Source organism: Ruegeria sp. BF8, assembly GCF_056538625.1.
Genome location: NZ_JBQFTL010000005.1, coordinates 367,346 through 388,877, shown reverse-complemented (window position 1 = coordinate 388,877; position 21,532 = coordinate 367,346). Strand labels below are relative to the sequence as shown.

General features: G+C 62.5%; 20 protein-coding genes and 1 tRNA gene. 6 read left to right on the top strand and 15 right to left on the bottom strand.

Annotated elements, in window-relative coordinates:
- A partial coding sequence (locus tag ACR0LD_RS17420) for an amidohydrolase (protein ID WP_480638235.1) occupies nucleotides 1-1,107 on the top strand: 1,107 nt, incomplete at its 5' end.
- A gap of 41 nt (nucleotides 1,108-1,148) precedes the next feature.
- On the top strand, nucleotides 1,149-1,967 hold the full coding sequence (locus ACR0LD_RS17415; RefSeq protein WP_480638233.1) for a M90 family metallopeptidase: 819 nt from the start codon (nucleotides 1,149-1,151) through the stop codon (nucleotides 1,965-1,967).
- A 7-nt stretch (nucleotides 1,968-1,974) separates the two neighbouring features.
- On the opposite strand, the gene nadC is transcribed toward ACR0LD_RS17415, so the two are convergent.
- From nadC to ACR0LD_RS17375, 8 genes are all read right to left on the bottom strand, one after another.
- Nucleotides 1,975-2,823 (bottom strand): carboxylating nicotinate-nucleotide diphosphorylase, encoded by an 849-nt coding sequence (gene nadC / locus ACR0LD_RS17410; RefSeq protein WP_480634256.1) that lies wholly within the window; start codon nucleotides 2,821-2,823, stop codon nucleotides 1,975-1,977.
- Nucleotides 2,796-4,388, bottom strand: coding sequence for an L-aspartate oxidase (locus ACR0LD_RS17405; RefSeq protein ID WP_480638231.1), 1,593 nt, complete (start codon nucleotides 4,386-4,388; stop codon nucleotides 2,796-2,798). The genes nadC and ACR0LD_RS17405 overlap by 28 nt, the downstream gene beginning before the upstream one ends.
- Before the next feature lie 8 nt (nucleotides 4,389-4,396).
- The gene (nadA, locus tag ACR0LD_RS17400; protein WP_480638229.1) at nucleotides 4,397-5,449 is read right to left on the bottom strand and encodes a quinolinate synthase NadA; all 1,053 of its coding nucleotides are present in this window, start codon (nucleotides 5,447-5,449) and stop codon (nucleotides 4,397-4,399) included.
- A gap of 143 nt (nucleotides 5,450-5,592) precedes the next feature.
- Nucleotides 5,593-6,603 (bottom strand): endonuclease/exonuclease/phosphatase family protein, encoded by a 1,011-nt coding sequence (locus ACR0LD_RS17395; RefSeq protein ID WP_480638242.1) that lies wholly within the window; start codon nucleotides 6,601-6,603, stop codon nucleotides 5,593-5,595.
- Nucleotides 6,603-7,643 (bottom strand): ABC transporter ATP-binding protein, encoded by a 1,041-nt coding sequence (locus ACR0LD_RS17390; RefSeq protein ID WP_170359557.1) that lies wholly within the window; start codon nucleotides 7,641-7,643, stop codon nucleotides 6,603-6,605. Before ACR0LD_RS17390 ends, ACR0LD_RS17395 begins: the two co-directional genes overlap by 1 nt.
- 10 nt (nucleotides 7,644-7,653) lie before the next feature.
- Nucleotides 7,654-8,538 carry an ABC transporter permease subunit gene (locus ACR0LD_RS17385; protein ID WP_170341801.1) on the bottom strand — a complete coding sequence of 295 codons (885 nt, stop codon included), beginning with the start codon at nucleotides 8,536-8,538 and terminating at the stop codon, nucleotides 7,654-7,656.
- Nucleotides 8,539-8,574: 36 nt separating this feature from the next.
- Nucleotides 8,575-9,456 (bottom strand): ABC transporter permease subunit, encoded by an 882-nt coding sequence (locus tag ACR0LD_RS17380; protein WP_480638227.1) that lies wholly within the window; start codon nucleotides 9,454-9,456, stop codon nucleotides 8,575-8,577.
- Nucleotides 9,457-9,519: 63 nt separating this feature from the next.
- Nucleotides 9,520-10,827 carry an extracellular solute-binding protein gene (locus ACR0LD_RS17375; RefSeq protein ID WP_437342730.1) on the bottom strand — a complete coding sequence of 436 codons (1,308 nt, stop codon included), beginning with the start codon at nucleotides 10,825-10,827 and terminating at the stop codon, nucleotides 9,520-9,522.
- A gap of 219 nt (nucleotides 10,828-11,046) precedes the next feature.
- On the opposite strand from ACR0LD_RS17375, the gene ACR0LD_RS17370 reads away from it, so the two are divergent.
- The gene (locus ACR0LD_RS17370; protein WP_170359559.1) at nucleotides 11,047-12,060 is read left to right on the top strand and encodes a LacI family DNA-binding transcriptional regulator; all 1,014 of its coding nucleotides are present in this window, start codon (nucleotides 11,047-11,049) and stop codon (nucleotides 12,058-12,060) included.
- A 22-nt stretch (nucleotides 12,061-12,082) separates the two neighbouring features.
- Here ACR0LD_RS17370 and ACR0LD_RS17365 read toward each other — a convergent pair whose 3' ends face one another.
- The 6 genes from ACR0LD_RS17365 to ACR0LD_RS17340 form a co-directional block, all read right to left on the bottom strand.
- A complete protein-coding gene (locus tag ACR0LD_RS17365) occupies nucleotides 12,083-12,856 on the bottom strand; it encodes a LamB/YcsF family protein (RefSeq protein ID WP_480638225.1) in 774 nt (257 codons plus the stop codon).
- A 16-nt stretch (nucleotides 12,857-12,872) separates the two neighbouring features.
- Nucleotides 12,873-13,889, bottom strand: a complete 1,017-nt coding sequence (locus ACR0LD_RS17360; RefSeq protein WP_170367243.1) for a 5-oxoprolinase subunit C family protein — start codon at nucleotides 13,887-13,889, stop codon at nucleotides 12,873-12,875.
- Nucleotides 13,886-14,614 carry a 5-oxoprolinase subunit B family protein gene (locus ACR0LD_RS17355; RefSeq protein WP_480638223.1) on the bottom strand — a complete coding sequence of 243 codons (729 nt, stop codon included), beginning with the start codon at nucleotides 14,612-14,614 and terminating at the stop codon, nucleotides 13,886-13,888. The genes ACR0LD_RS17360 and ACR0LD_RS17355 overlap by 4 nt, the downstream gene beginning before the upstream one ends.
- Before the next feature lie 8 nt (nucleotides 14,615-14,622).
- On the bottom strand, nucleotides 14,623-15,918 hold the full coding sequence (locus ACR0LD_RS17350; protein ID WP_480638221.1) for a TRAP transporter large permease: 1,296 nt from the start codon (nucleotides 15,916-15,918) through the stop codon (nucleotides 14,623-14,625).
- Nucleotides 15,919-15,927: 9 nt separating this feature from the next.
- The gene (locus ACR0LD_RS17345) at nucleotides 15,928-16,479 is read right to left on the bottom strand and encodes a TRAP transporter small permease (RefSeq protein WP_342355384.1); all 552 of its coding nucleotides are present in this window, start codon (nucleotides 16,477-16,479) and stop codon (nucleotides 15,928-15,930) included.
- 64 nt (nucleotides 16,480-16,543) lie between these two features.
- On the bottom strand, nucleotides 16,544-17,515 hold the full coding sequence (locus ACR0LD_RS17340; protein ID WP_170359565.1) for a TRAP transporter substrate-binding protein: 972 nt from the start codon (nucleotides 17,513-17,515) through the stop codon (nucleotides 16,544-16,546).
- Nucleotides 17,516-17,697: 182 nt separating this feature from the next.
- Here ACR0LD_RS17340 and ACR0LD_RS17335 point away from each other — a divergent pair, with 182 nt between their 5' ends.
- Complete coding sequence (locus ACR0LD_RS17335; protein WP_170588976.1) at nucleotides 17,698-18,219, top strand: winged helix DNA-binding protein; 522 nt, start codon at nucleotides 17,698-17,700, stop codon at nucleotides 18,217-18,219.
- Between the two features lie 44 nt (nucleotides 18,220-18,263).
- Here ACR0LD_RS17335 and ACR0LD_RS17330 read toward each other — a convergent pair.
- Nucleotides 18,264-18,348: transfer RNA gene (locus ACR0LD_RS17330), tRNA-Leu, on the bottom strand.
- 738 nt (nucleotides 18,349-19,086) lie between these two features.
- Between ACR0LD_RS17330 and ACR0LD_RS17325 the strand changes: the two genes are divergently transcribed.
- Both ACR0LD_RS17325 and ACR0LD_RS17320 read left to right on the top strand, forming a co-directional pair.
- Nucleotides 19,087-19,515, top strand: coding sequence for a hypothetical protein (locus tag ACR0LD_RS17325; protein WP_170365742.1), 429 nt, complete (start codon nucleotides 19,087-19,089; stop codon nucleotides 19,513-19,515).
- Nucleotides 19,516-19,517: 2 nt separating this feature from the next.
- On the top strand, nucleotides 19,518-21,530 hold the full coding sequence (locus ACR0LD_RS17320; RefSeq protein ID WP_480638218.1) for a dynamin family protein: 2,013 nt from the start codon (nucleotides 19,518-19,520) through the stop codon (nucleotides 21,528-21,530).
- Nucleotides 21,531-21,532: the final 2 nt, after the last annotated feature.

Sequence of the window (21,532 nt, the reverse complement as noted above, 5' to 3'; positions counted from 1 at the left end):
CGGATGTGGGCGCGCTTTGGCTACACCACCGCGCAAGAGGGGCGCACCTCGGGCCCGGCGGTTCAAGCCCTGCGCCGGGTGGCCGCGGACGGCGACCTTCCCATCGACGTCGTGGCCTTTCCCGACGTTCTGGAATCGCGCGACTTCATCGAGTCGGACGCCTCGCGCACCTATGCCGACGGGGTGCGAGTCGGCGGGTGCAAGCTGACAATCGACGGTTCGCCGCAAGGGTTTACCGCGTTGCGGGATCGGCCCTACTACGATCCGGTCGGGGATTACCCGCCCGGCTATGCCGGATACGCCGCCATCACGCGCGAACAGTTGCAGGATGCGGTGAACTGGTGTTTCGAGAACGGCCATCAAATCCTGACCCATTCCAATGGCGAGGGGGCCACGGACATGCTGATCGCTGCCATCGACGAGGCGCAGCTGACCTATGGCGATCCGGGCAACCGGCCGGTTCTGGTGCACGGTCAGTTCCTGCGCGAGGATCAGGTGGCCAGCCTCAAACGATTGGGCGTGTTCCCCTCGCTGTTTCCGATGCACACCTTCTACTGGGGCGATTGGCACCGCGACCACACGGTCGGGCCGGTCAATGCCGACAACATCTCGCCCACCGGCTGGGTGACAGAACGCGGCATGATGTTCGGTACGCATCACGACGCGCCCGTGGCGTTTCCCGACAGCATGCGGGTTCTGGCCGCGACGGTCACCCGGCGCACCCGATCTGGCGACATCCTGGGCCCGCATCAACGGGTCGATGTGATGACGGCGCTCAAGGCGATGACGATCTGGCCGGCATGGCAGCATTTCGAGGAAGACCAGAAGGGATCGATCGAGGTGGGCAAACTGGCCGATTTCGTGATCCTTTCGGATGACCCGACCGCGGTTGACCCCGAAACGCTTGCCCAGCTTCGTGTGGTGACCACCATCAAAGAGGATGCGGTGATCTTCGACGCCGATACGGCGGTCAAGGAGGGGCGACTGGACCGACGCCCCCTTGCCCCTGATCCGGTGACGGCACATCTGCTGCTGCATGCGCTGTATCAGGGCATGGATGTCGAACGGCCTTGGCTGGTGGACTTCACGCAGCCCTCGACCGAATGAATAGGCTTTCCGAGGTGGGGCAATAGAGATACCGTCGCCACATGGTGCTTTTTCTGAGCCTTGTTGCGACAATCGCCGGTCTGTTGGCCTGGTATTTCTGGTCGAAGTCCAGGGCCAGGGCCGAGCTGTTGCAAACACCGCTGAGCGATGAGGAGCGGCGGACCATCCACGCGACGGTGCCGATCCTCGAGCGGCTGCCTGCCAAGCTGCGCGCCACTTTGGAAGGCAAGATCAACCTGTTCCTGAATCAGGTCGATTTCATCGGCTGCGACGGGCTGGAGGTCACGGACGAGATGCGTCTGTCGATCGCAGCACAAGCCTGCCTTCTGGTCGTCAACTCGGACCAATGGTACGACAATCTGACGACGGTCCTGATCTATCCCAACGCCTTCAAGTCCCGCCAACAGCGGCACAGCGGCTATGTCGTGACCGAACAAGAGATCATCCGTACCGGCGAAAGCTGGGATCGCGGGCCGGTGATCCTGTCCTGGGCGCACAGCCGGCAGGGCGCAGCAAACGATCATGACGGACACAACGTCGTGCTTCATGAATTCGCACATCAGTTGGATGACTTGTCCGGCGGCACCAACGGCGTGCCCGTACTGGCCAAGGGTCAAAGCTATGCCGAGTGGGAGCGTGTTTTTCTGACCACGTATGACGCGCATCTGCACGCCGTTGAAACTGGCCGGCGCACGGTGATCGACCCCTATGGCGCCACCGGACACGAGGAGTTCTTTGCCGTCACTGTCGAGCTGTTCTTCGAACGTCCCGAGGCCCTCAGGGATACTGCGCCCGAATTCTATGGGCAGCTGTCCAAATACTTCCGGCTGGATCCAATCGAATGGCCTAAACCTTCGTGATCCGTGATCAGAAATCCAGACCCAGATCGGCTGTCCGATAGGAATGGGTCAGCGCCCCGGACGAGATGTAATCGACCCCGGTGGCCGCGATCTCGGCCACCGTGTCCACGGTGACATTGCCCGACGCCTCGGTCACCAGACGCCCATCCACCATCGCCACGGCCTCGGCCAGCATGTCAGGCGTCATGTTGTCCAGCAGCACCACATCGGCGCCGCCGATTTCCAGAACCTCGGCCAACTGGTCCAGCCGGTCCACTTCGATCTCGACCTTCATCATGTGCGACGCACGCGCCTTGACCGCCTCGAGCACCGCGCGCACCCCGCCGGCGGCGGCGATGTGGTTGTCCTTGATCAGAATCGCATCCGACAGCGAATGGCGGTGATTGAACCCGCCGCCATGCAGCACGGCCAGTTTCTCGACGATGCGCAGGCCCGGGGTGGTCTTGCGGGTGCAGGTAATGCGCCCCTTGGTCCCGGCGGTCTGCGCCACCAGCCCGGCGGTCAGGGTCGCCACCCCGGTCAGACGACCGGCAAAGTTCAGCGCCACGCGTTCGCCGGACAGGATCGAGGCCGCGCTGCCGGCGATCTCCATGAGGGTCTGGCCCTTGGTGCAACGGTCCCCGTCCGCCACAAGCGGCGTGATCTTCAACGTCGGGTCCACCAGCCGGAACGCCAGGGCCGCAACCTGCATGCCCGACACAACCGCATCCTCGCGCGCGTTCAGCCGTGCGGCATAGGTCACGTCCGCCGGGATCACGGTGCGGGTAGTGATGTCGCCGCAGGTGCCCAGATCCTCGGTCAGGGCGGCGCGGACCATCGGTTCGAGGATCAGGTCGGGGACAGTGGCATGATGCATTTTGCGGTTTCCTTGAAGATTTTCGACCGCAGCGCCACGGCCTCGTCCAATGTCAGATCAGACCGCCGCCCCGGCCCTTCGGCCGTAACCGGACAATCCGACCGATAGTGCGCGCCGCGGCTTTCGGTGCGCATCAGCGCTGCTGCCGCGATCAGCGTGGCGGTTGCGGTCATGTTTCGGAACAGGTGCGACTGGCCGTGCAGCGACTCCAACTCGGCGATCCGGCCCAAGGCGCGGCGCAGCCCGTCGGCGTCGCGGACCACCCCCACGCCATCAGTCATGACCTGGCGCAGTTCGGCTACGGCTTGGGGGTCGGGGTCGGTGCCGCCGGACGGCAGGCGCAGCCGCACCTCGGGCGCGTCGGCCACCGTCAGGGCGCCGGCGATATCACGGGCGCAGGCGCGGGCAAAGACCAGCGCCTCAAGCAGACCGTTCGAGGCCAGCCGGTTCGCCCCGTGCAACCCGGTCGAGGCCGCTTCGCCACAGGCCCAGAGCCCGGCCAGCGAACTGCGGCCGTTCAGGTCGGTGGCCACGCCGCCCATGTGGTAATGCGCCGCCGCCGCCACCGGAATCGGTTGAGTTACGGGGTTGACACCGTTGCGCAGGCAGGCCTCGGTCACCGCCGGAAACTGACTGCGGATCGCCGCGCCGATCGCTGCGCGCGTATCCAGCGCGGGCCGGTTGTCGGCCTTGGTTTCCAGATAGACGGCGCGCGCCACGACATCACGCGGGGCCAGCTCGGCATCGGGGTGGATGCCTTGCATGAACCTTTCGCCGTGGCGGTTGATCAGTACGGCGCCCTCGCCACGCAAAGCCTCGGTGGCCAGAGGCATCGGGTCCTCGCCGACGTCGATCGCGGTGGGGTGAAACTGAATGAACTCGGCATCGGCAATCCGGGCCCCGGCCCGTGCGGCCATGCCGATCCCCTGCCCGCGGATGCGCGCCGGGTTGGTGGTGCGAGCATAGAGCCCCGCCGACCCGCCCGTGGCCAGTACATGTGCCGCCCCACGCAGCAACACCGGTTCGGCCCCCGGCGCATCTGTCGGCGCCAGATATACGCCCGAGACCTTGGCCCCGTCGCTTTCCAGCCCCACGGCCAGCGCCCCTTCGATCACCTGGACCGAAGAGCGACGCCGCAGCTCGGCGATCAGGGCGCGCATGATCTCGGCACCGGCCTGGTCGCCTTTGACACGCACCACGCGGGCCACCGAATGCGCAGCCTCCTGCGATTGGATGAATCCGCCATCGGCGTCCCGGTCGAACCCGGTGCCCAGATCGGAAAGGTCCAGAATGTGATCCCGCGCCGCGCGGGTGACGAACTCGGCCACCTCCTGCAGGACCGATCCTGCGCCGGCGCGCATCGTGTCGCGGGCATGGGCTTCGGGGCTGTCGGACGGGTCCATCGCCGCCGCCACCCCGCCCTGCGCCCAGGCCGAACTGGCACCCGAGCCCAGCGGCTCGGGCGAGATCATCACCACCGGGTGCGGGTCGAGCTTGAGCGCGGTATAGACCGCGGCCAGCCCGCCGCCGATGATGACCACCCGAGGGGTCGAGACCGTCTGCATCGCCCCGATCAAATTCCCAGCTTGCGCGACAGGTCGATCATCCGCTGAACCGAAAGGCGCGCTTTTTCCGCCACGTCGGGGTCAACCTCGACCTGGCCGGTCATGGTGTCCAGCGCATACAGCACCTTTTCCAGCGTGATCTTCTTCATGTAGGGGCACATGTTGCAGGGGCCGACGAAATCGACCTGCGGCAGCGCGTCGGCGATGTTCGACGCCATCGAACACTCGGTGATCAGCATCGCCTTTTCGGGCTGTTCGTCGGTGACGTATTTGATGATGCCGCTGGTCGAACCCGAGAAGTCGGCCTCGGCCACCACGTCGGGCGGGCATTCAGGATGCGCGATCAGGCGGGTGCCCGGGTTCCATTCGCGGAACTCGCGCAGGTCCTGCGCCGTATACTGTTCGTGCACGATGCACGAGCCTTCCCACCAGACCACGTTCTTCTGCGGCACGTCGCGGGCCACGTTCTGCGCCAGGTACTGGTCGGGGGTCATGATGACCGTGTCGCTGTCCATCGCCGCCACGATCTGCGCCGCGTTGGACGAGGTGCAGCAGATGTCGGATGCCGCTTTCACCTCGGCCGTGGTGTTCACATAGGTCACGACCGGCGCGCCGGGATAGCGGCGGCGCATCTCGGCAATGCCTTCGGCGGTGATCGACTCGGCCAGCGAACAGCCGGCCTCCATGTCTGGCATCAGAACCGTCTTTTCGGGGCTGAGGATCTTCGAGGTCTCGGCCATGAAATGCACACCGCATTGCACGATCACCTCGGCCTCGACCTCGGTCGCCTTGATGGCCAGCTGCAGGCTGTCGCCGACGAAGTCCGAAATGCCGTGATAGATTTCGGGCGTCATGTAGTTGTGGCCCAGAATCACCGCGTTGCGTTCGGCTTTCAGATCGTTGATCGCCTTGACATAGGGCGCGTAGATCGCCCAATCCGCTGGCGTGACGACACGCGACATGCGGGCGTAGATGTCGCTCATGCTGGCGGCCAGCTCGGGCGACGGGGTCAGATCGAATTTCTCGGCAAGATGCGCGCGCTGCGCGGGGAGGTCAAACACTGGACTGGTTTTCCGCCTGTTGAATAGGTGGCCTCGTTCTTATGGGGTTTCCAAACCGTTTTCCACAGTCGAACCGCGAAAAAACGCCCCGAAATTCAACGGGACGTTGGGCCACGTGACCAAATATCGCGGACAGGCCGGAGTCACCCGGCGTCAGGCACCTCAACCGCGCACCAGACGCAGTCATGATCCGAGAGCGGCTTGGCGTCGGCGGTCAGCGACGACAGCAGACCCCGGTCGCGGCAGATCAGCCCCTTGCCGGCGAACCAGTCCAGCTTCATCACCCGGTCCGGGTGCGGCGTGATCAGGCTGGGCCGGGTAGTGTGGCCTTCGGTCGTGAACTCCCAGGAAAATCCGCGCTGCTCGGCCAGAGCAAACAGGGTTTCCCGGCGCCAGTCGAAATCCGGTGGCAGGTGGTTGCCGGTATTCAGATCGCCACCGATCAGCACCGGCATCCCGGGCGCAAACTCATCGAGCGCATCCAGCAGAAGCTGAAACTGCGTATGGCGATGCGCCGCCGCAGCATTGCTTTCCAGATGGGTGGAAACCACGCATACAGGCCCGTTCTCGGTCGCGACTTCTGCTGCAATCGCCATTCGGCCACCCAGCCGCGGTTGTTGCGGATCCGACGCCCCGGACTCGGCCGCAAACCAGTGGCCATGGTCGTCAAGACGGATCATGGCCACGCGTTTGAACGGAACCAAGGACAGAATCGCGTTCCCATGCCACCCGAGGGCGTTGAAATCATCCTTGCAAAGGGCGCGCTCGGTCGGACCGCCCAGATCCAGTTCGTGAAACTCGACTCCAAAGGCGTAGGCCATACCCAGCTTGCCGGCCATTTCTGCCGTCGTGTGACGTTGACCGGTACGGGACATACCGTGGTCCACCTCGGACAGCAGAACGATGTCCGGGGTCACAGCCGCCAGGTGGGCTGCGCTTTCTTCGGGGAACAGGCAACGTTCCACATTCCAAGCCGCAGCCGAGAAACGTGCACCCAGAACGTCCCGGGTTGCGTTTCCGCCCAGTTGCACCGCGTTCATCGCCGGTGTCTGCGCCATCAGGGCGCGGTGCGCCTCGGCCGTTCGCGGCGCTGCCAATATGCGGTCTCGGACATCATCCGAGACCGGTGGCAAAGACGACACGATGTTCGTGATCACAGGGCTTTTCCGGTTTCCGGGTGGAACAGGCTGATCGCGTCGGGCTTGAGTGAGATCCGCGTTTCTCCGGGCGCGGCTTCGACATCCTTGCCCACGTGGATCGTGAACTCCTGATCCGCCAGACGCCCGTGCAACAGGCGGTGCGCGCCAAGCTCTTCGATAATGTCGACGTGAAAAGCGATCGAGCCCTCAGCCCCGATCAGTACATCTTCGGGCCGCACACCTACAGTCACCGCGCCAGACCCTTCGGCCGTGGCAAGCACCGTGTCGCCGTTGATCATCACGCGGCCGCCCTCCAGACGTGCGCCGATCAGGTTCATCGGCGGAGCGCCCATGAAGCTGGCCACGAAGGTCGAGGCCGGGCGGTGATAGATCTCGGCCGGGGTACCGATCTGTTCGATCCGGCCCGCGTTCATCACGATGATGCGGTCGGCCATGGTCATCGCCTCGACCTGGTCATGGGTGACATAGATCGAGGTCACGCCCAGACGCCGCTGCAGCGCCTTGATCTCGATCCGCATCTGGTTGCGCAGCTTGGCGTCCAGGTTCGACAGCGGCTCGTCGAACAGGAACAGCGCCGGGTCACGCACGATGGCCCGCCCCATGGCAACCCGCTGGCGCTGACCGCCCGACAGTTGCGAGGGCTTGCGGTCGAGAAACTCGTTCAGGTTCAGCATCGAAGCGGCTTCGGCCACCTTGCGGTCGATTTCGTCCTTGGGCGTCTTTCGATTTTTCAGACCATAGGCGATGTTCTTGCGCACGGTCATATGCGGGTACAGCGCATAGTTCTGGAACACCATGGCGATGTCGCGATCGGCCGGGTCAACGTCATTCATGACGCGGCCATTGATCGTCAATTCGCCTTCGGTGATTTCTTCCAGGCCGGCCACCATGCGTAGCAGAGTGGACTTTCCGCAGCCCGACGGACCGACCAGAACCACGAATTCGCCATCACCGATGTCGAAACTGGACGGGGTCAGCGCCTCGGCGCCGTTGGGATAGATTTTTCGGATGTTCTTCAGGGATACCTGAGCCATTGATTCTGCCTTACTTGTCGGATTCCGTCAGGCCCTTGACGAACCAGCTTTGGAAAAAGATGACGACCATGACCGGGGGGATGATGGCGATTATCGCCAGCAGGTTGGCCCGGCCGTATTCGGGAATGCGGTTGCCCTCCAGCACCTGCGTGATCTGCTTGATCCCGCGCACCAGGGTGAACATGTCCTCTTCGGTGGTGATCATCGTGGGCCACAAATACTGGTTCCACCCGAACACGAACATGATGATGAACATCGCCGCAATCATCGTACGCGACAGAGGCACCAGGATGTCGATGAAGAATTTCACCGGGCCGGCGCCGTCGATCCGCGCGGCCTCGACCAACTCTTCTGGAACCGAGCGGAAGAACTGCCTGAAGAAGAACGTGGCGGTGGCCGAGGCGATCAGCGGGATGATGAGGCCCTGATAGGTGTTCAGCATCCCCAGCTTCTGCACCACTTCGTACGAGGGCAGAATGCGCACCTCCAGCGGCAGCAACAACGTGGTGAAGATCACCCAGAAAGCCAGCGTGGCAAAGCGCAGCCGGAAATAGACGATCGCATAGGCCGCCATCATGCCGATGATGATCTTGCCGAGGGCAAAACCGATGCCCAGGATGAACGAGTTTTTGAGCATGTTCATGCCCGTGTTCTGGCCGGAAAAGCCCGAGGCCTCGAACATTGCCTTCTGGAAGTTGGGGCCAAGTTCGTCCCCGATCGTCAGGCTGGGTCCGGTCTTGATGACCTCGACATCCGGAACGGTCGTCATCTGGAAGATCATCAGCAGCGGCAGCATCATGAACAACGATCCGACGATCAGGATCGTGTGATCAAGGATCGTGGACAGTCGGATGCCGCGCTTTCGTGTTTGGGTGGGTGAAGTGGCGGACGCCATCGCAGGGGTATGTGCTTCGGTCATTGTCTGCCCTCCTTACGTGTAGTGGATGCGGCGCTCGACCAGCCGGAACTGGAACACCGTCAGGGCCAGAACCAGAACCATCAGAACGACCGACTGCGCCGAGCTGCCACCCAGGTCGTTGCCGCGGAAGCCGTCCACATAGACCTTGTAGACCAACGTCATCGGGTTGTTGCCCGGCTCACCCTTCACCATCGTGTCGATCACACCGAAAGTATCAAACAATGCGTAGGTGATATTGATGATCAGCAGGAAAAACCCGGTCGGCGCCAGCAGGGGGAAAGTCACGTCCCAGAACCGACCCGTGGATGAGCGGTTGTCGATCAAAGCCGCCTCACGCACCGATCGCGGGATCGATTGCAGGCCAGACAGAAAGAAGATGAAGTTCACCGGAACCTGTTTCCAGACCGAAACGATAACCATCGCGGTGGCGGTGTCATTGAAATTCACGCCCAGTTTGAAATCCCACCCGATCGAGCGCGCCAGTTCGGTCAATGGCCCCCAGCTCTGGTTGAACAGGATCAGGCCGATGAACCCCGCCACCGGCGGCGCCACGGCGTAAACCCACATCAGCAGCGTGCGATAGGTCTTGGCGCCGTGCAGCACATTGTCGGCCTTCACGGCCAGCAACAACGCGATCGACAGCGAAAAGAACGTGACCAAAACGGTGAAGATCACCGTGAACCAGGCAATGCTGAGATACTCGGAATTCCCGGCAAGGTCGCTGTAGTTGTCCAGCCCGACGAAGGTCGACCCAAACCCGAACGGATCCTGAAGGAAGAACGAAGACTGCACCGCGTGAGCGGCAGGCCAGTAGAAAAAGACCGCGATGATCAACAGCTGCGGCAACAGCAGAAGAACCGGCAGCCAGCGAGTGGAAAAACCAGCGCGTTTCATGAAAACTCCGAAAAAGGGAGGACGGTCGCACTTCTGCGACCGCCCGTTTCTTGGCGAGTGGGATCAGCTCTGGGTTTTTGCGAAACGCTCGAGCAGACCGTTGGCTTCGTCCTCGATTGCCTTGAAGGCGTCCTCGACCGAGGTTTCACCCGTCAGGATCCGGCCATATTCCCGGTTCATCACGTCGCGGATCTGGACGTAGAAGCCCATGCGATAGCCCTTGGTGTTTTCACCAGCAGGCAGCGACAGCTGCTTGATGCCGACTTCGGCGGCCGGAGCACGGTCATAGTGACCATCGCCCTTCGCCATTTCATAGGCGGCGGTGGTGATCGGAACATAGCCGGTCTCGCGGTGCCACATGTACTGGGTTTCGGGCTTGGTCAGGAACTCGAAGAATGCAGCGGTGGCCTTGTTTTCCTCGTCGCTCTTGCCGGCCATCGCGAACAGGGCCGCGCCACCGATGAAGGTCTGCTTGGGTTCCTTGGTCACAGCTTCCCAATAGGGCAGGAAGGTGGCCGAAAACTCGAACGGCAGGTCCTTCTTGGACAGGCCGCCGAACGAACCGGACGAGCCCAGCCAGATGGCAACCTTGCCTTCTTCGAACGGAGTCTGGTTGTCGCTCCAGCCGGTGCCGTACCATTCGAAGAACCCGTTGTCCTTCCAGTCTTTGACGGCGGTGAAGTGTGCCTTGATCGCCTCGTTGTTGACAAGAATCTTGGTGCCGTCAGCGCCTTCATAGCCGTTGTCGTTGGTGGCAAACGGCAGGTCGTGGCGCGAATGGAAGTTCTCGGTGAAGATCCAGGGCAGATGCGACTGCGACAGACCGATATAACCGGCCTCTTTCAGCGCCGGCGCCGTCACGGTCTGGAACTCTTCCCAGGTTTTCGGCGGCGTCACACCCGCTTTTTCAAGCGCATCGACGTTGTAATACATGATGGGCGAGGACGAGTTGAACGGCATCCCGATCATCTTGCCGTCGCTGTCGGCATAGAAGTAGCGAACGCCCGAGATATAGTCCTCGATGTCGAACGCAACGCCGTTCTGCTCCAGCAGGTCCTGAACCGGAACGGTCGCGCCCTTAGCGCCAATCACGGTGGCGGCGCCGGCGTCGAATACCTGCAGGACGTTGGGCTGTTCACCCGCACGGAATGCGGCGATGCCGGCGGTCAGGGTCTCTTCATATGTGCCCTTGAAAACCGGCGTGATCTTGTAGTCGTCCTGGGACGCGTTGAAATCCTCGGCAATCTGGTTGACGGTGTCACCCAGGGCTCCTCCCATGGCGTGCCACCACGTAATCTCGACTTCGGCCGAGACCGTATTCGCTATCATCGCGAACGCGGCAGCAGCAGCACCTGTTTTGACGTTTATCATGTAGTTCCTCCGATTCATGTTGCGCCCCTACGGGCGGGCCAAAGCCCTGGAAACTATGGGGTATTTTCCCCGATGACATATTTCACATCCAGAAAAAGGCTGACACCTTTCGCAAAATGTGCACACGTGTTCACTAGCTTCCAACCGTGACAGTTTGATGAAAGATTCGATTCATTGCAAGAATGTTGAAACCCTCTGAACAGGCGAAACGCAAACCGCATGTGTAGCGAGAGAAACAAGGACGCAAAACGCCCCCGGCGCGCAACGGCCCAGACCGTTGCGGACCTTGCGGGCGTCTCGCGTTCAGCTGTTTCGCGCGCTTTCACGCCCGGTGCCTATGTCGATTCCGAGAAGCGTAGACGGATCCTCAAGATCGCAGCCGATACCGGGTATCAGCCGAATGCCCTGGCCGCTGGCCTCAAGGCCGGGCAATCAAATTTGGTCGCCGTCTTCGTCGGCAACATGCGCAGCCCCTACGACTCGGCCTTTGTAGGTGAACTGGCCCAGGCCCTGAGCGGGTTGAAGAAATGGCCCATTCTGATCGACCGAACCGGCGCCAACACGGATCAGGCGCTGCGAGAGCTGCTGCGCTATCCGTTGGACGCATTGATTCTGCGCGGCGGCAGCATGTCCGAAGAGATCGTCGACAGATGTGCGCGGTTCGGCATCCCGATGATCTCGTCAGGCCGTCCCGTTCAAGGGCCCCGTGTCGACAATGTCTGCTGCCGCAATGCCGATGGCATGACCATGATCACCGACTTGCTGATCAGCCGGGGGCGGCGCCGGTTCGGGTTTCTCAGCGGACCCGAGGAGTTCTATTCGTCTTCACGGCGACGCGCCGGGGTCCTCCAGGCGCTGGATCGGGCGGGGCTTGACCTCGTGGCCGAACACCCGACTGATTACTCGGTCGACAGCGGATACGGCGCCGCGCGCAGTCTGTTGTCCCGCGCCTCTCTGGATGCGCTAGTCTGCGCCAATGACGCCACGGCGATCGGGGCGCTATCGGCTGCGCGCGATCTGTCTCTGAACGTACCCGGCGATTTGGCGATTGTTGGTTTCGACGACATCGCCATGGCGAAATGGCCGACATTCCGCCTGACGACAGTCCGGAACCCCATCGACGCCGCCGTTGACGCGATCATCGCGTTGCTGGAGCGTAGGCTCGTCGATCCCGGACGTCCCGAAGAGAGTATCTTTTTGGACCCCAGCGTCATCGAACGCGAGACGCATTGAACAGCCGCGTCGATCTAGAAGCCTAGGCAGGGCCACCGGCGAACTGCTTGAGCTCAACCCCGCTCTTCTTCAGGGCATGGCGGACACCGGCCGCAATCGACACCGCCGTGGGCGTGTCTCCATGCAGGCAGATCGTGTCGATGCGGGTCGGGATATGCTTGCCGCTTTCGGTGATGATCGCCCCGGCCTTGACCATCTCGACCATGCGCGCGGCGGCACGGTCGGGGTCGTGGATCACCGCGCCGGGCAGGCTGCGGTCGACCAGAGTGGCGTCATCGTTGTAGGCGCGATCGGCAAAGATCTCGCAGGCCACCGGACAGCCCAGGTCTCGCGCGGCGCGCTGCTGGGCGGTTCCGGCCAGAACCATGATGATCAGATCCGGAGCCACCGACAGCGCCGCCTCGTAGCATGCCCGCGCCATCGCCTGATCCTCGGACGCCATGTTGGCCAGCGCGCCGTGCAATTTCAGATGGCGCACCTGTCCGCCGGCCGCCCGCGCCATCGCCTGCGCCGCGCCGACCTGATAGCGGATCAGGTTCTGCAGCGACGGCAGGGGATAGTGCATCCGCTGACGCCCAAAGCCGTGCAGATCGGCAAAGCCGGGATGCGCGCCGATGCCCACGCCGTTTTCGACCGCCTGCGCCATCGTCGTGGCCATCACGTCCCAGTCGCCCGCATGAAACCCGCAGGCCACGTTGGCCGACGTCACGATCTTCAGCAGCGCCGCGTCATCGCCCATTTTCCAGGGGCCAAAGCTTTCGCCCATATCGGCGTTCAGATCGACTTGATGTGCCATGACACAGGCTCCTTTTCTACAAAACGTCCTCTTCGCGGGCGATGGCGCCGCTGATCAGTTGATAGGATAGCAGGTCGGACATGCTGCGCGGATCGCGGATCAGCGGGCGTAGCGCCCGGGGTAGCGCGGCGCGGGTTTGCGCCGCGGCGCGCTCGGCAGTCACCGCTTCGTCCAGCGACACGAAGCGGAACCGCAGGTCGGCCCCGGCCGGGGCCTGCGCCACCTTGGGCAGGTCGCAGGGCAGAACGGTGCCGATGCGGGGATAACCGCCGGTGGTCTGGCACTCGGCCAACAGCACAAAGGGCGTGCCGTCGCCGGTGACCTGGATGTCACCCGGCACGATGGTTTCCGACAGCACGCTGCGCCCGCCCGAGACATGAAAGCCCGGTCCGTCGCTTTCCAGCCGCACGCCCATGCGGTTGGCGCGCGCGTCCCGGCGAAACGCGGTGTTTTGCAGCCGCTCCAGAACGTCGGCGGCGAACAGGTCGGTCTGGAAACTGGCCACGATGTGGATTTCACCGCCCGAGAACCGGTCCTCGGGGTCGAAGGTCATGCCGGTTGCACCGCCCGCGTCCAGGCCGATCGCCAGCCGGTCCCCCGCCTTCAGCACGGCTCCGATCCCCGCCGTCAGATGCGCCGAACGGGCGCCAAGAACCGGGTCGCCCTGCACCCCGCCGCCGATGCTGAGGTATCCATAGCTGCCGGCTACGGCCGGCCCAATGCTGAGCCGGGCGCCCGCAGGCAGGAGGTGCGAGGCGTTCCAGACTGCGGTCGCGCCGTCGATCTGCGCCCGCATCCGCGCGCCAGTCAGGGCGATGCGCAGGTCCTGATCAGCCTGAAATTCGCCGCCCATACCGGCCATTTCCAGGGCGGCAAGACTGTCGGCCTGTCCCAGCAACGCTGCGCCTTCGGCCAATGCAAGCCGGTCCACCGCACCACCGCGCGACAGGCCCATGTCCAGATAACCGGGTCGCCCCATGTCCTGCACCGTCAGGCCGGCCCCCGCGCGCAATATGGTCAGATGCGTGCTCATGCCAACGGCTCGCAACTGCCGCCGCCGCGCGGATCGCTGCGCATCCGCGCCAGCGTTTCCGGGTCGGTGGGGGTGAACTGCACCTCATCCCCGGGGCGCAGCAGGAAGGGTTGGGGCATATCAGGCTGGAACAAACGGATGGCGGTCTGGCCCACATGTTGCCATCCGGTCGGCGTGGTGACCGAGAACAGCACAAGCTGCCGCAGCGCCACCACCAGCGCGCCTTCGGGTACGCGCGGGGTCAACTCCTTTTGCCGGGGGATGTCCCAGGCGGGCGGCAACTCACCCAGATATGGCTGACCGGGAGCAAAGCCGATGGTCTGCACCCGTACCCGCGCCTCGGACAGCGACCGGACCGCCACGGCCTCGGACAGGCCCGCCGCCTGCGCCGCCTGCCCCAGCTGCGGCGCCAGATCCGTGCCAAAGACGGTGGGCACCCGCCAGAACCTGCGCCCGCCGGGCAGGTCGGCAGCGTACCAGTCGCGCTGGTCCAACAGCGTCTGCACCTGCCGGTGCAACGTGGCGTGTGTCAGGCGCAGCGGATCGAACCGGACGAAGGCCGAGACCAGCGAGGACGAGGTTTCCTCGACCCCCGCCCAGCCCTCCGCCTCGAGCGCGGCGCGAAAGGCGAGCGCTGCGCGGTTGGCCGGTTCGCTGAGTGCGGCGGCAAAGCTGATCAACAGCCCGTCCACGCCGGCGGTACGTATGATTGGAAAATCCTGCATCGCCCCCGTCACATCTGGTTCGGCAGATAGGTCACGATGCCGGGAAAAGCCACGATGATCACCAGCGCCACGATCATCAAGAAGAAGAACGGCAGCGCCGCATGCGCCACCCGCAGGATGTCGCGCCCGGTCAGCGATTGCAGCACGAACAGGTTGAAGCCGACCGGCGGGGTGATCTGCGACATCTCGACCACGATCACCAGGAAGATGCCGAACCACAGCGGGTCGATCCCCGCCTGCATCACCATCGGCATGATGACCGAAGCCGTCAGCACCACGACCGAGATCCCGTCCAGAAAGCATCCCATGATCACGAAGAACACGGTCAGCGCCGCCAGCAGCGTGAAGGTGGACAGGCCCAGCGACCCGATCCATTCCGCCAGAACACGCGGAATACCGGTGAAGCCCATCGCCACGGTCAGGAACGAGGCCCCTGCGAGAATGAAGGCGATCATGCACGAGGTCACGGTGGCCCCCATCAGCCCGTCGAAGAAACTGGCCCGGGTCAACGTGCCCTCGCGCCAGGACAGCAGCAGCGCCAGCACCACGCCCACGGCGGCCGCATCGGTGGGCGAGGCGATCCCGGCATAGATCGAGCCGATCACACCGACGATCAGCAGGATCACCGGCACCAGTCGGCGCGAGCGACGCAGTTTTTCCGCGAAACTCGCCTGGATGTCCTCGGTGGGCAGGTTGGCGCGGTTGATCAGCGCCCAGATTGCGACATAGCCCACGAACAGCCCCACCAGCAGCAGTCCCGGCAGAACTCCGGCCACGAACAGACGGGCGATGGATTGCTCGGTCGCCACGCCATAGACGATCAGGATGATCGACGGCGGGATCAGCAGGCCCAGCGTGGCCGAGCCGGCCAGCGTACCGATGATCATCTTCTCGGGATAGCCGCGGCGCGAGAGTTCCGGAATCGACAGCTTGCCGATCGTGGCCGCGGTGGCCGCAGACGACCCCGACACAGCCGCAAAGATCCCGCAGGCAAAGACGTTCACATGCAGCAACTGCCCCGGCAGCCGGTTCATCCAGGGCGACAGGCCGGTGAACATGTCTTCGGACAGGCGCGAGCGGAACAGGATCTCGCCCATCCAGATGAACAACGGCAGTGCCGCCAACGCCCAGGAATTGCTGTGCCCCCACAAGGTGGTGGCCATAACCAGCCCCAGCGGCGCATCTGAGAACAGCGCCATCGCCGCGATCCCGACCCCCAGCAGCGAAAACGCCACCCACAGCCCCGACCCCAGAAAGGCGAACAGCAGAACAAGAAGAATGATGGAAAGCGTGGCAATCGACATCTGCTGACCCTATTCGCTCAGAAGGTTTTCGCCCTTGCCGTCCCAGCTGGGCGCGCGGCCCGCCAGCAGGCCGACAAGTTCGTCGAACAGGGCAAGAGTCAGGATGGCCAGCCCCAGCAGGACCGGCATCTGCACGATCCACAACGGCACCGAGACCATGCCCGGGCTGCGGTCGCCATATTCCAGCGACTCCAGAACCAGCAGGCCCAGATACCAGGTGGCATAGGCACTCATGGCCAGGGCAATCGTGACCACGCAGATCTCGGTCAGGCGGCGCGGTCCCTTGGGCATTCGCCCGATCAGAAGCGTCACCCGGATATGCCCGCCGGCGCGCAGCGCATAGGCCAGCGCCAGAAAGCTGGATGCGGCCAGAAAGAATCCGGTGAAATCGGCATAGGACGGGATGGTCAGGCCCACGCCCTGCCCGGTCAACGCGGCCCAGATCTTGTCGGCCAGGTTCAACCCGACCTGCGCAAAGACCAGCACGACGATGGCCAGAATGAACAGCGCCGCCAATCCGCCGGCCGCACGATAGATGAAATCAAGACTGCGCCGCAGCATCGCCATCCCCTCCCCTTGTTGTCGAACCCGGCCGGGCGTTTGGCGCCCGGCCGGTTCGGGTCGTTTACTGCTGATAGGCCTGCAGCAACGCGGCACCGTCCTCGCCGGCGTTGGCCTTCCAGTTTTCGAGCATCTGCGCGCCGATTTCACGCAGGCCAGCCATCAACTCTTCGGATGGCTGTACCACGGTGATGCCGTTTTCCTGCAGAACTGCGGTCTGCTTGGCGGTCTCGGCCTGGCTCATTTCCCAGCCGCGGGCTTCGGCGGCGGCGGCAGCCTCGAGAACGGCGGCCTGGGTCGCGTCATCCAGACGGCGGAAGGCGCGCTTGTTCACCACGACCACGTTTTTGGGAATCCAGGCCTGGATGTCGGTGTAGTGGGTCAGAAAGTCCCACGCCTTCGAATTCACCCCGGTCGAGGGCGAGGTGATCATCGCCTCGACCCGGCCGGTGCTGAAGGCCTGCGGAATATCCGGAACCTCGACCTGCGTGGGCGCGGCGCCCGCCAGGTTGGCGAATTCTTCCAGCGTGGCGTTGTAGGTGCGGAACTTCAGGCCCGCCAGGTCATCCACGCTGTTGATTTCCTTGGTGGTGTACAGGCCCTGCGGCGGCCACGGCACCGCGTACAGCACCATCATGCCTTGCTCGTCCAGCAGACCGTTGATCACGTCTTTCTGTGCCGCCCACAGCTTTTGGGCGTCGTCATAGTTGGTGGCCAGGAACGGCAGCGAGTCTGCGCCGAAGGCCGGGTTGTCATTGGCCAGCAACGACAGAAAAAACTCTCCGACGGGCACCTGGCCGCTGCGGACTGCCTTGCTGATCTCGGGGTGCTTGAACAGCGAACCTGCGGAATGGACCTTGATTTCAAGGGCGCCGTCTGTGGCCGCGGTCACGTCCTTGGCGAAGTCGTGGATGTTCACGGTATGGAAGGTGGCGTCCGGATAGGGCGTCGGCATGTCCCAGGTCTCGGCCTGCACCTGCATGGCCAACCCGGCCAGCGCGGCAACCGCGCCACCGGCAATCTTCATCAGTTTCATTTTGGCTCTCCCTGCTTGAGTACTGGCGCAGAAGCTGACTCAACGTTTGCGATTTGTCAACGTTTTGTTATCGTTTTGACCAAAACACTGCAGAGTCCAAAGGTCAGCACGTTGAAAACACACGCCCTTCATGCCAAAACACTGATAATTTCTCAGCGTTTTGCAGATCAAAAGGCCGCATTATGACCGATTCTTCCCCCGACACACGCCGCATCGTTTCCTCTCGCCACTTGGCCGAGGGCGAAGGCTGGGAACTTTCCGAACTCGAATTCGGCCTGATCATTGTCTATAATGCGTTCTCACGCTGGATGACCCGTTGCATGGCCGCAGCCGGGCAGGCCGATCTGGGACCGCTCGACATCCTGATCCTGCACAACGTCAACCACCGCGGACGCGACAAGCGCCTGACCGACATCTGCTTTCTTCTGAACATCGAGGACAGCCACACCGTGAACTACGCCCTGCGGAAACTGCTGAAGGCTGGGCTTCTGACGTCGGAAAAGCGTGGGAAAGAGGTGTTCTACCGCACCTCGCCCGAGGGAGTGGCGCTATGCGACGCCTACCGGAAAGTTCGCCAGCAATGCCTGCTGGAAGGGCTGTCAGCCACCGACCTGTCGGGCCCGGATCTGAGGGACCTGGCCCGCGATCTGCGGGCCCTGTCCGGCCACTATGACCAGGCCAGCCGCGCGGCGGCGTCTTTGTAGCGCCTTAGCATCCGCCCACGCAGCATGATCGGTAAGAAATAAAATGGTGCGGGTGGAGGGACTTGAACCCCCACGCCTTGCGGCGCCAGAACCTAAATCTGGTGCGTCTACCAATTTCGCCACACCCGCAACACGGCGCCGACGCGCCGAATGGAAGGGCTGATAACAAACCTTTTGGACAAGCGCGAGAGGGAATCTTGCCGTCTGCGGCGGAATATTGACCCCCGTTCGGAAACAATGGAAATGACCAAGGCGAGAGGAAGAGCGACCCGCGCAACGGCGCTAAAATGTGTGGCATCCGGCTTCCCGGTATATTTTTATTGCCAAATGGAATTCTTAAGGCTGAAACCCGTCGCTTTCGGAACGAAACAAAACGCCATAATTGTTCTGTTTTTGGACACATTCCCAATTTTTCAAAAAATACAAAATTCTCGCTGACGTTGTGGGTCGCATGGGGACGTCTCGACCACCCTCATCAACCCCACACTGAACCCATAGCAATTCGGTCCCTCCGCCTTCTGCCGTGGCGTGCACTCAACCTCTGATCTGGTTTTCTATTTTTCATCTATTTTACAAAACACTAGCTATCTGTCGAATTCATCACGACTAACCCAATCGCACGCCGAAACACACCCCTGATCCAAGCCCGGCAGTCTTGCCTGTTTTGGTTTATACATCCTGAAGTTGCGGCATTGTCATGCAACGGCCACCATAATTGCGCCACATTTCAAACGCCAAAATATCTCAATCACGTCAAAATAACACCGCGATGAAGGTAATTCTGTCTACCAAGGAGTTAATGAGTCTTTTTCGCCTTTTCGGCACCGTACGAGTTTTTTGCTCAACTCCAGTACAAGGGTCTCAGTCGTGACCGAACAGATCAACTCCGCTACCACCGAGCAAGACGTCGTCTTTCTTGCAAGAGAAAGCTTTGTCGGCGAGCTCAAAAACCTCAACCAGCAATTCCCGAACACGGGTTTCGGCATTGCCCTGAAGACGCATGAGGGCAACGAATACCTGTTGGCAAATGCGCGAATGCCCCTTCCATCGGCCAAATCCAATGGGTTTCCGACCGGACGACGGGTCGCGCGCCTGGACAATGGCACCCGGTTCAGCTCGATCGAAGTGCTGGCCGATTCGCGCGCCTTCGATACCATCTCGCCCGGAACCGAGGCCGAGATGCTGGGCAACGCTCTCGAACTGATCGCCCGGATCGACAGCTTTTCAGGCATGGCGCCTGCCAGTTTGACGGAATCCGGGCATACCCAAATCGCTGCAACCGGAACCGGAGGCTGAACATGGCCCGCAACGACCACCTTTTGTCTGTAGGAAACGAGGCATTGGCGCCGATGTCGGAAGCCATGTCCGCACTGACGACACAGATCGACCAACTGACAGAGGTGGCGGATGCGCGCTCGACTGCGCGGCTGGCCACGCTCAAGACCCGTATGGAAAACTTCACCGCCAGCGTCACTTTCGTCGGCCAGGTGAAGGCGGGCAAATCTTCGATCGTCAACATTCTGGCCGGTCGGCCCGGTCTGCTGCCGTCGGATGTGAACCCGTGGACCTCGGTTGTGACCACGCTGAACATCAACACCCGCATGCCCGGTGAATACAGATCCAAGTTCACCTTCTTCGAGCAGGAAGAATGGGACAATCTGATGGTCGGCGGTGGCCGTTTGGGCGAACTGGCCAATCGCGCAGGCGCCGACGACGAGATGGAGGACATACGCCGTCAGATCGCGCAGATGAAGGCCAAGTCCGAGGAACGCCTTGGCAAGCACTTCGACCTGATCCTGGGCCAAAGCCACCAATACGATTACTTCGACGAAGAGCTGATCCAGCGCTATGTCTGCCTGGGTGACGAAGACGATCCGGACATCGACCCGAAAACGGGCCGGTTCGCCGACGTGACCAAAGCCGCGGAATTGTACATGGACATTCCGCAGTACCCGATCGCGCTGAAACTGTGCGACACGCCGGGCGTCAACGACACGTTCATGGTGCGCGAACAGATCACTCTGCGCAGCCTGCGCGGATCGGAAGTCTGCGTCGTGGTTCTGGCGGCAAGCCAAGCGCTGACCACTATGGACATGGCGCTGATGCGGATCATCGCGCAGTTCGAGAACCGGCAGATCGTCCTGTTCGTCAACCGGATCGACGAGCTGACCGACCCGGTCAAGCAAGTCCCCGAAATTCGCGACCGAATTCAGGATACACTCAAGCAAAACGGAATCGACACAAGCACCAGCGTTGTTTTCGGCAGTGCGTTGTGGGCCGAGGCCGCGCTGACCGGCAACCCGGACATTCTCACCGACGATTCCCGCCAGGCCCTCAACACGTTCTATCTGGCCGCCGGCTTTGGAGATCAGGCCGCATCGCTGGACAAGATCTGGGCCCTTTCTGGTCTGCCTGACCTGCTGTTGGCCATGAACGAACGTATCGCCCAAGGCGCAGGAACGCGTCTTTTGGACCGTGTCCGTCACCGCGCCCGCAACATCGCAAGTCAGATTCGCGCAACCTCGGTCGCCAAGAGCCTGTCGGGCGGAGACGGCGTTGTTCGCGATCTTGACGGCGTGTCACCCGAAGATGCGATCGCCACCGTCGCGGCCGAATATGACAAGAAAGCTGCCGCCCTGACGACGTCCCTGCGCGACAAGGTGTTGGAACGTCTGGCTTCGGCCGAGGCAAACTTCGTCAAACGTGCAACGGACTCGTTGATCGCGCATCTCGAGCAGAACGGCGAACAGGGCACCTGGCAATACGACCCGGCCGGGCTTCGTACCCTTCAGAAGGCCGCCTATTTCAGCTTTGCCCGCGCAATGCGCAAGGACGCCAGCGCGCTGTATTCCGCAGCCGCAGCGGATGTCGAGGCCCTGTATCAGAAGCTTCTGGGTAACCACTTGGGCGAATTCAGCATCGAGGCGCCCATTGTGCCGCGCGTACCGCCGCCATTGGGCATTGGCAGAACGATCGCGCTGGACCTTCAAAGCACATGGTGGCGTCGCTGGTGGCAACGCCGGAAAGGGTTTGAAGCCTATGCGGCGGACTACACCCGCCTGATCGCATCAGAAGCCAATTCGATCACCAAGGATCTCGAAGAAACCCAGATCGCAGCCGTTCTGGAAAATGTTCGGGCCGTCCTGTCGGATTTCATGCGCGAGCAGCAGGAAACCCTTCTGAGCATCTCGCAATCCGCCGAAAAGGCACCGGGGACCGCCCCGGACCTGATGGCCGGGCTCGAGCCGAAGAAGTCACGTGACGAAATCCTCGGCGACATCCTCAAAGACCTCAGCAACGAAGCAGCGTAAGA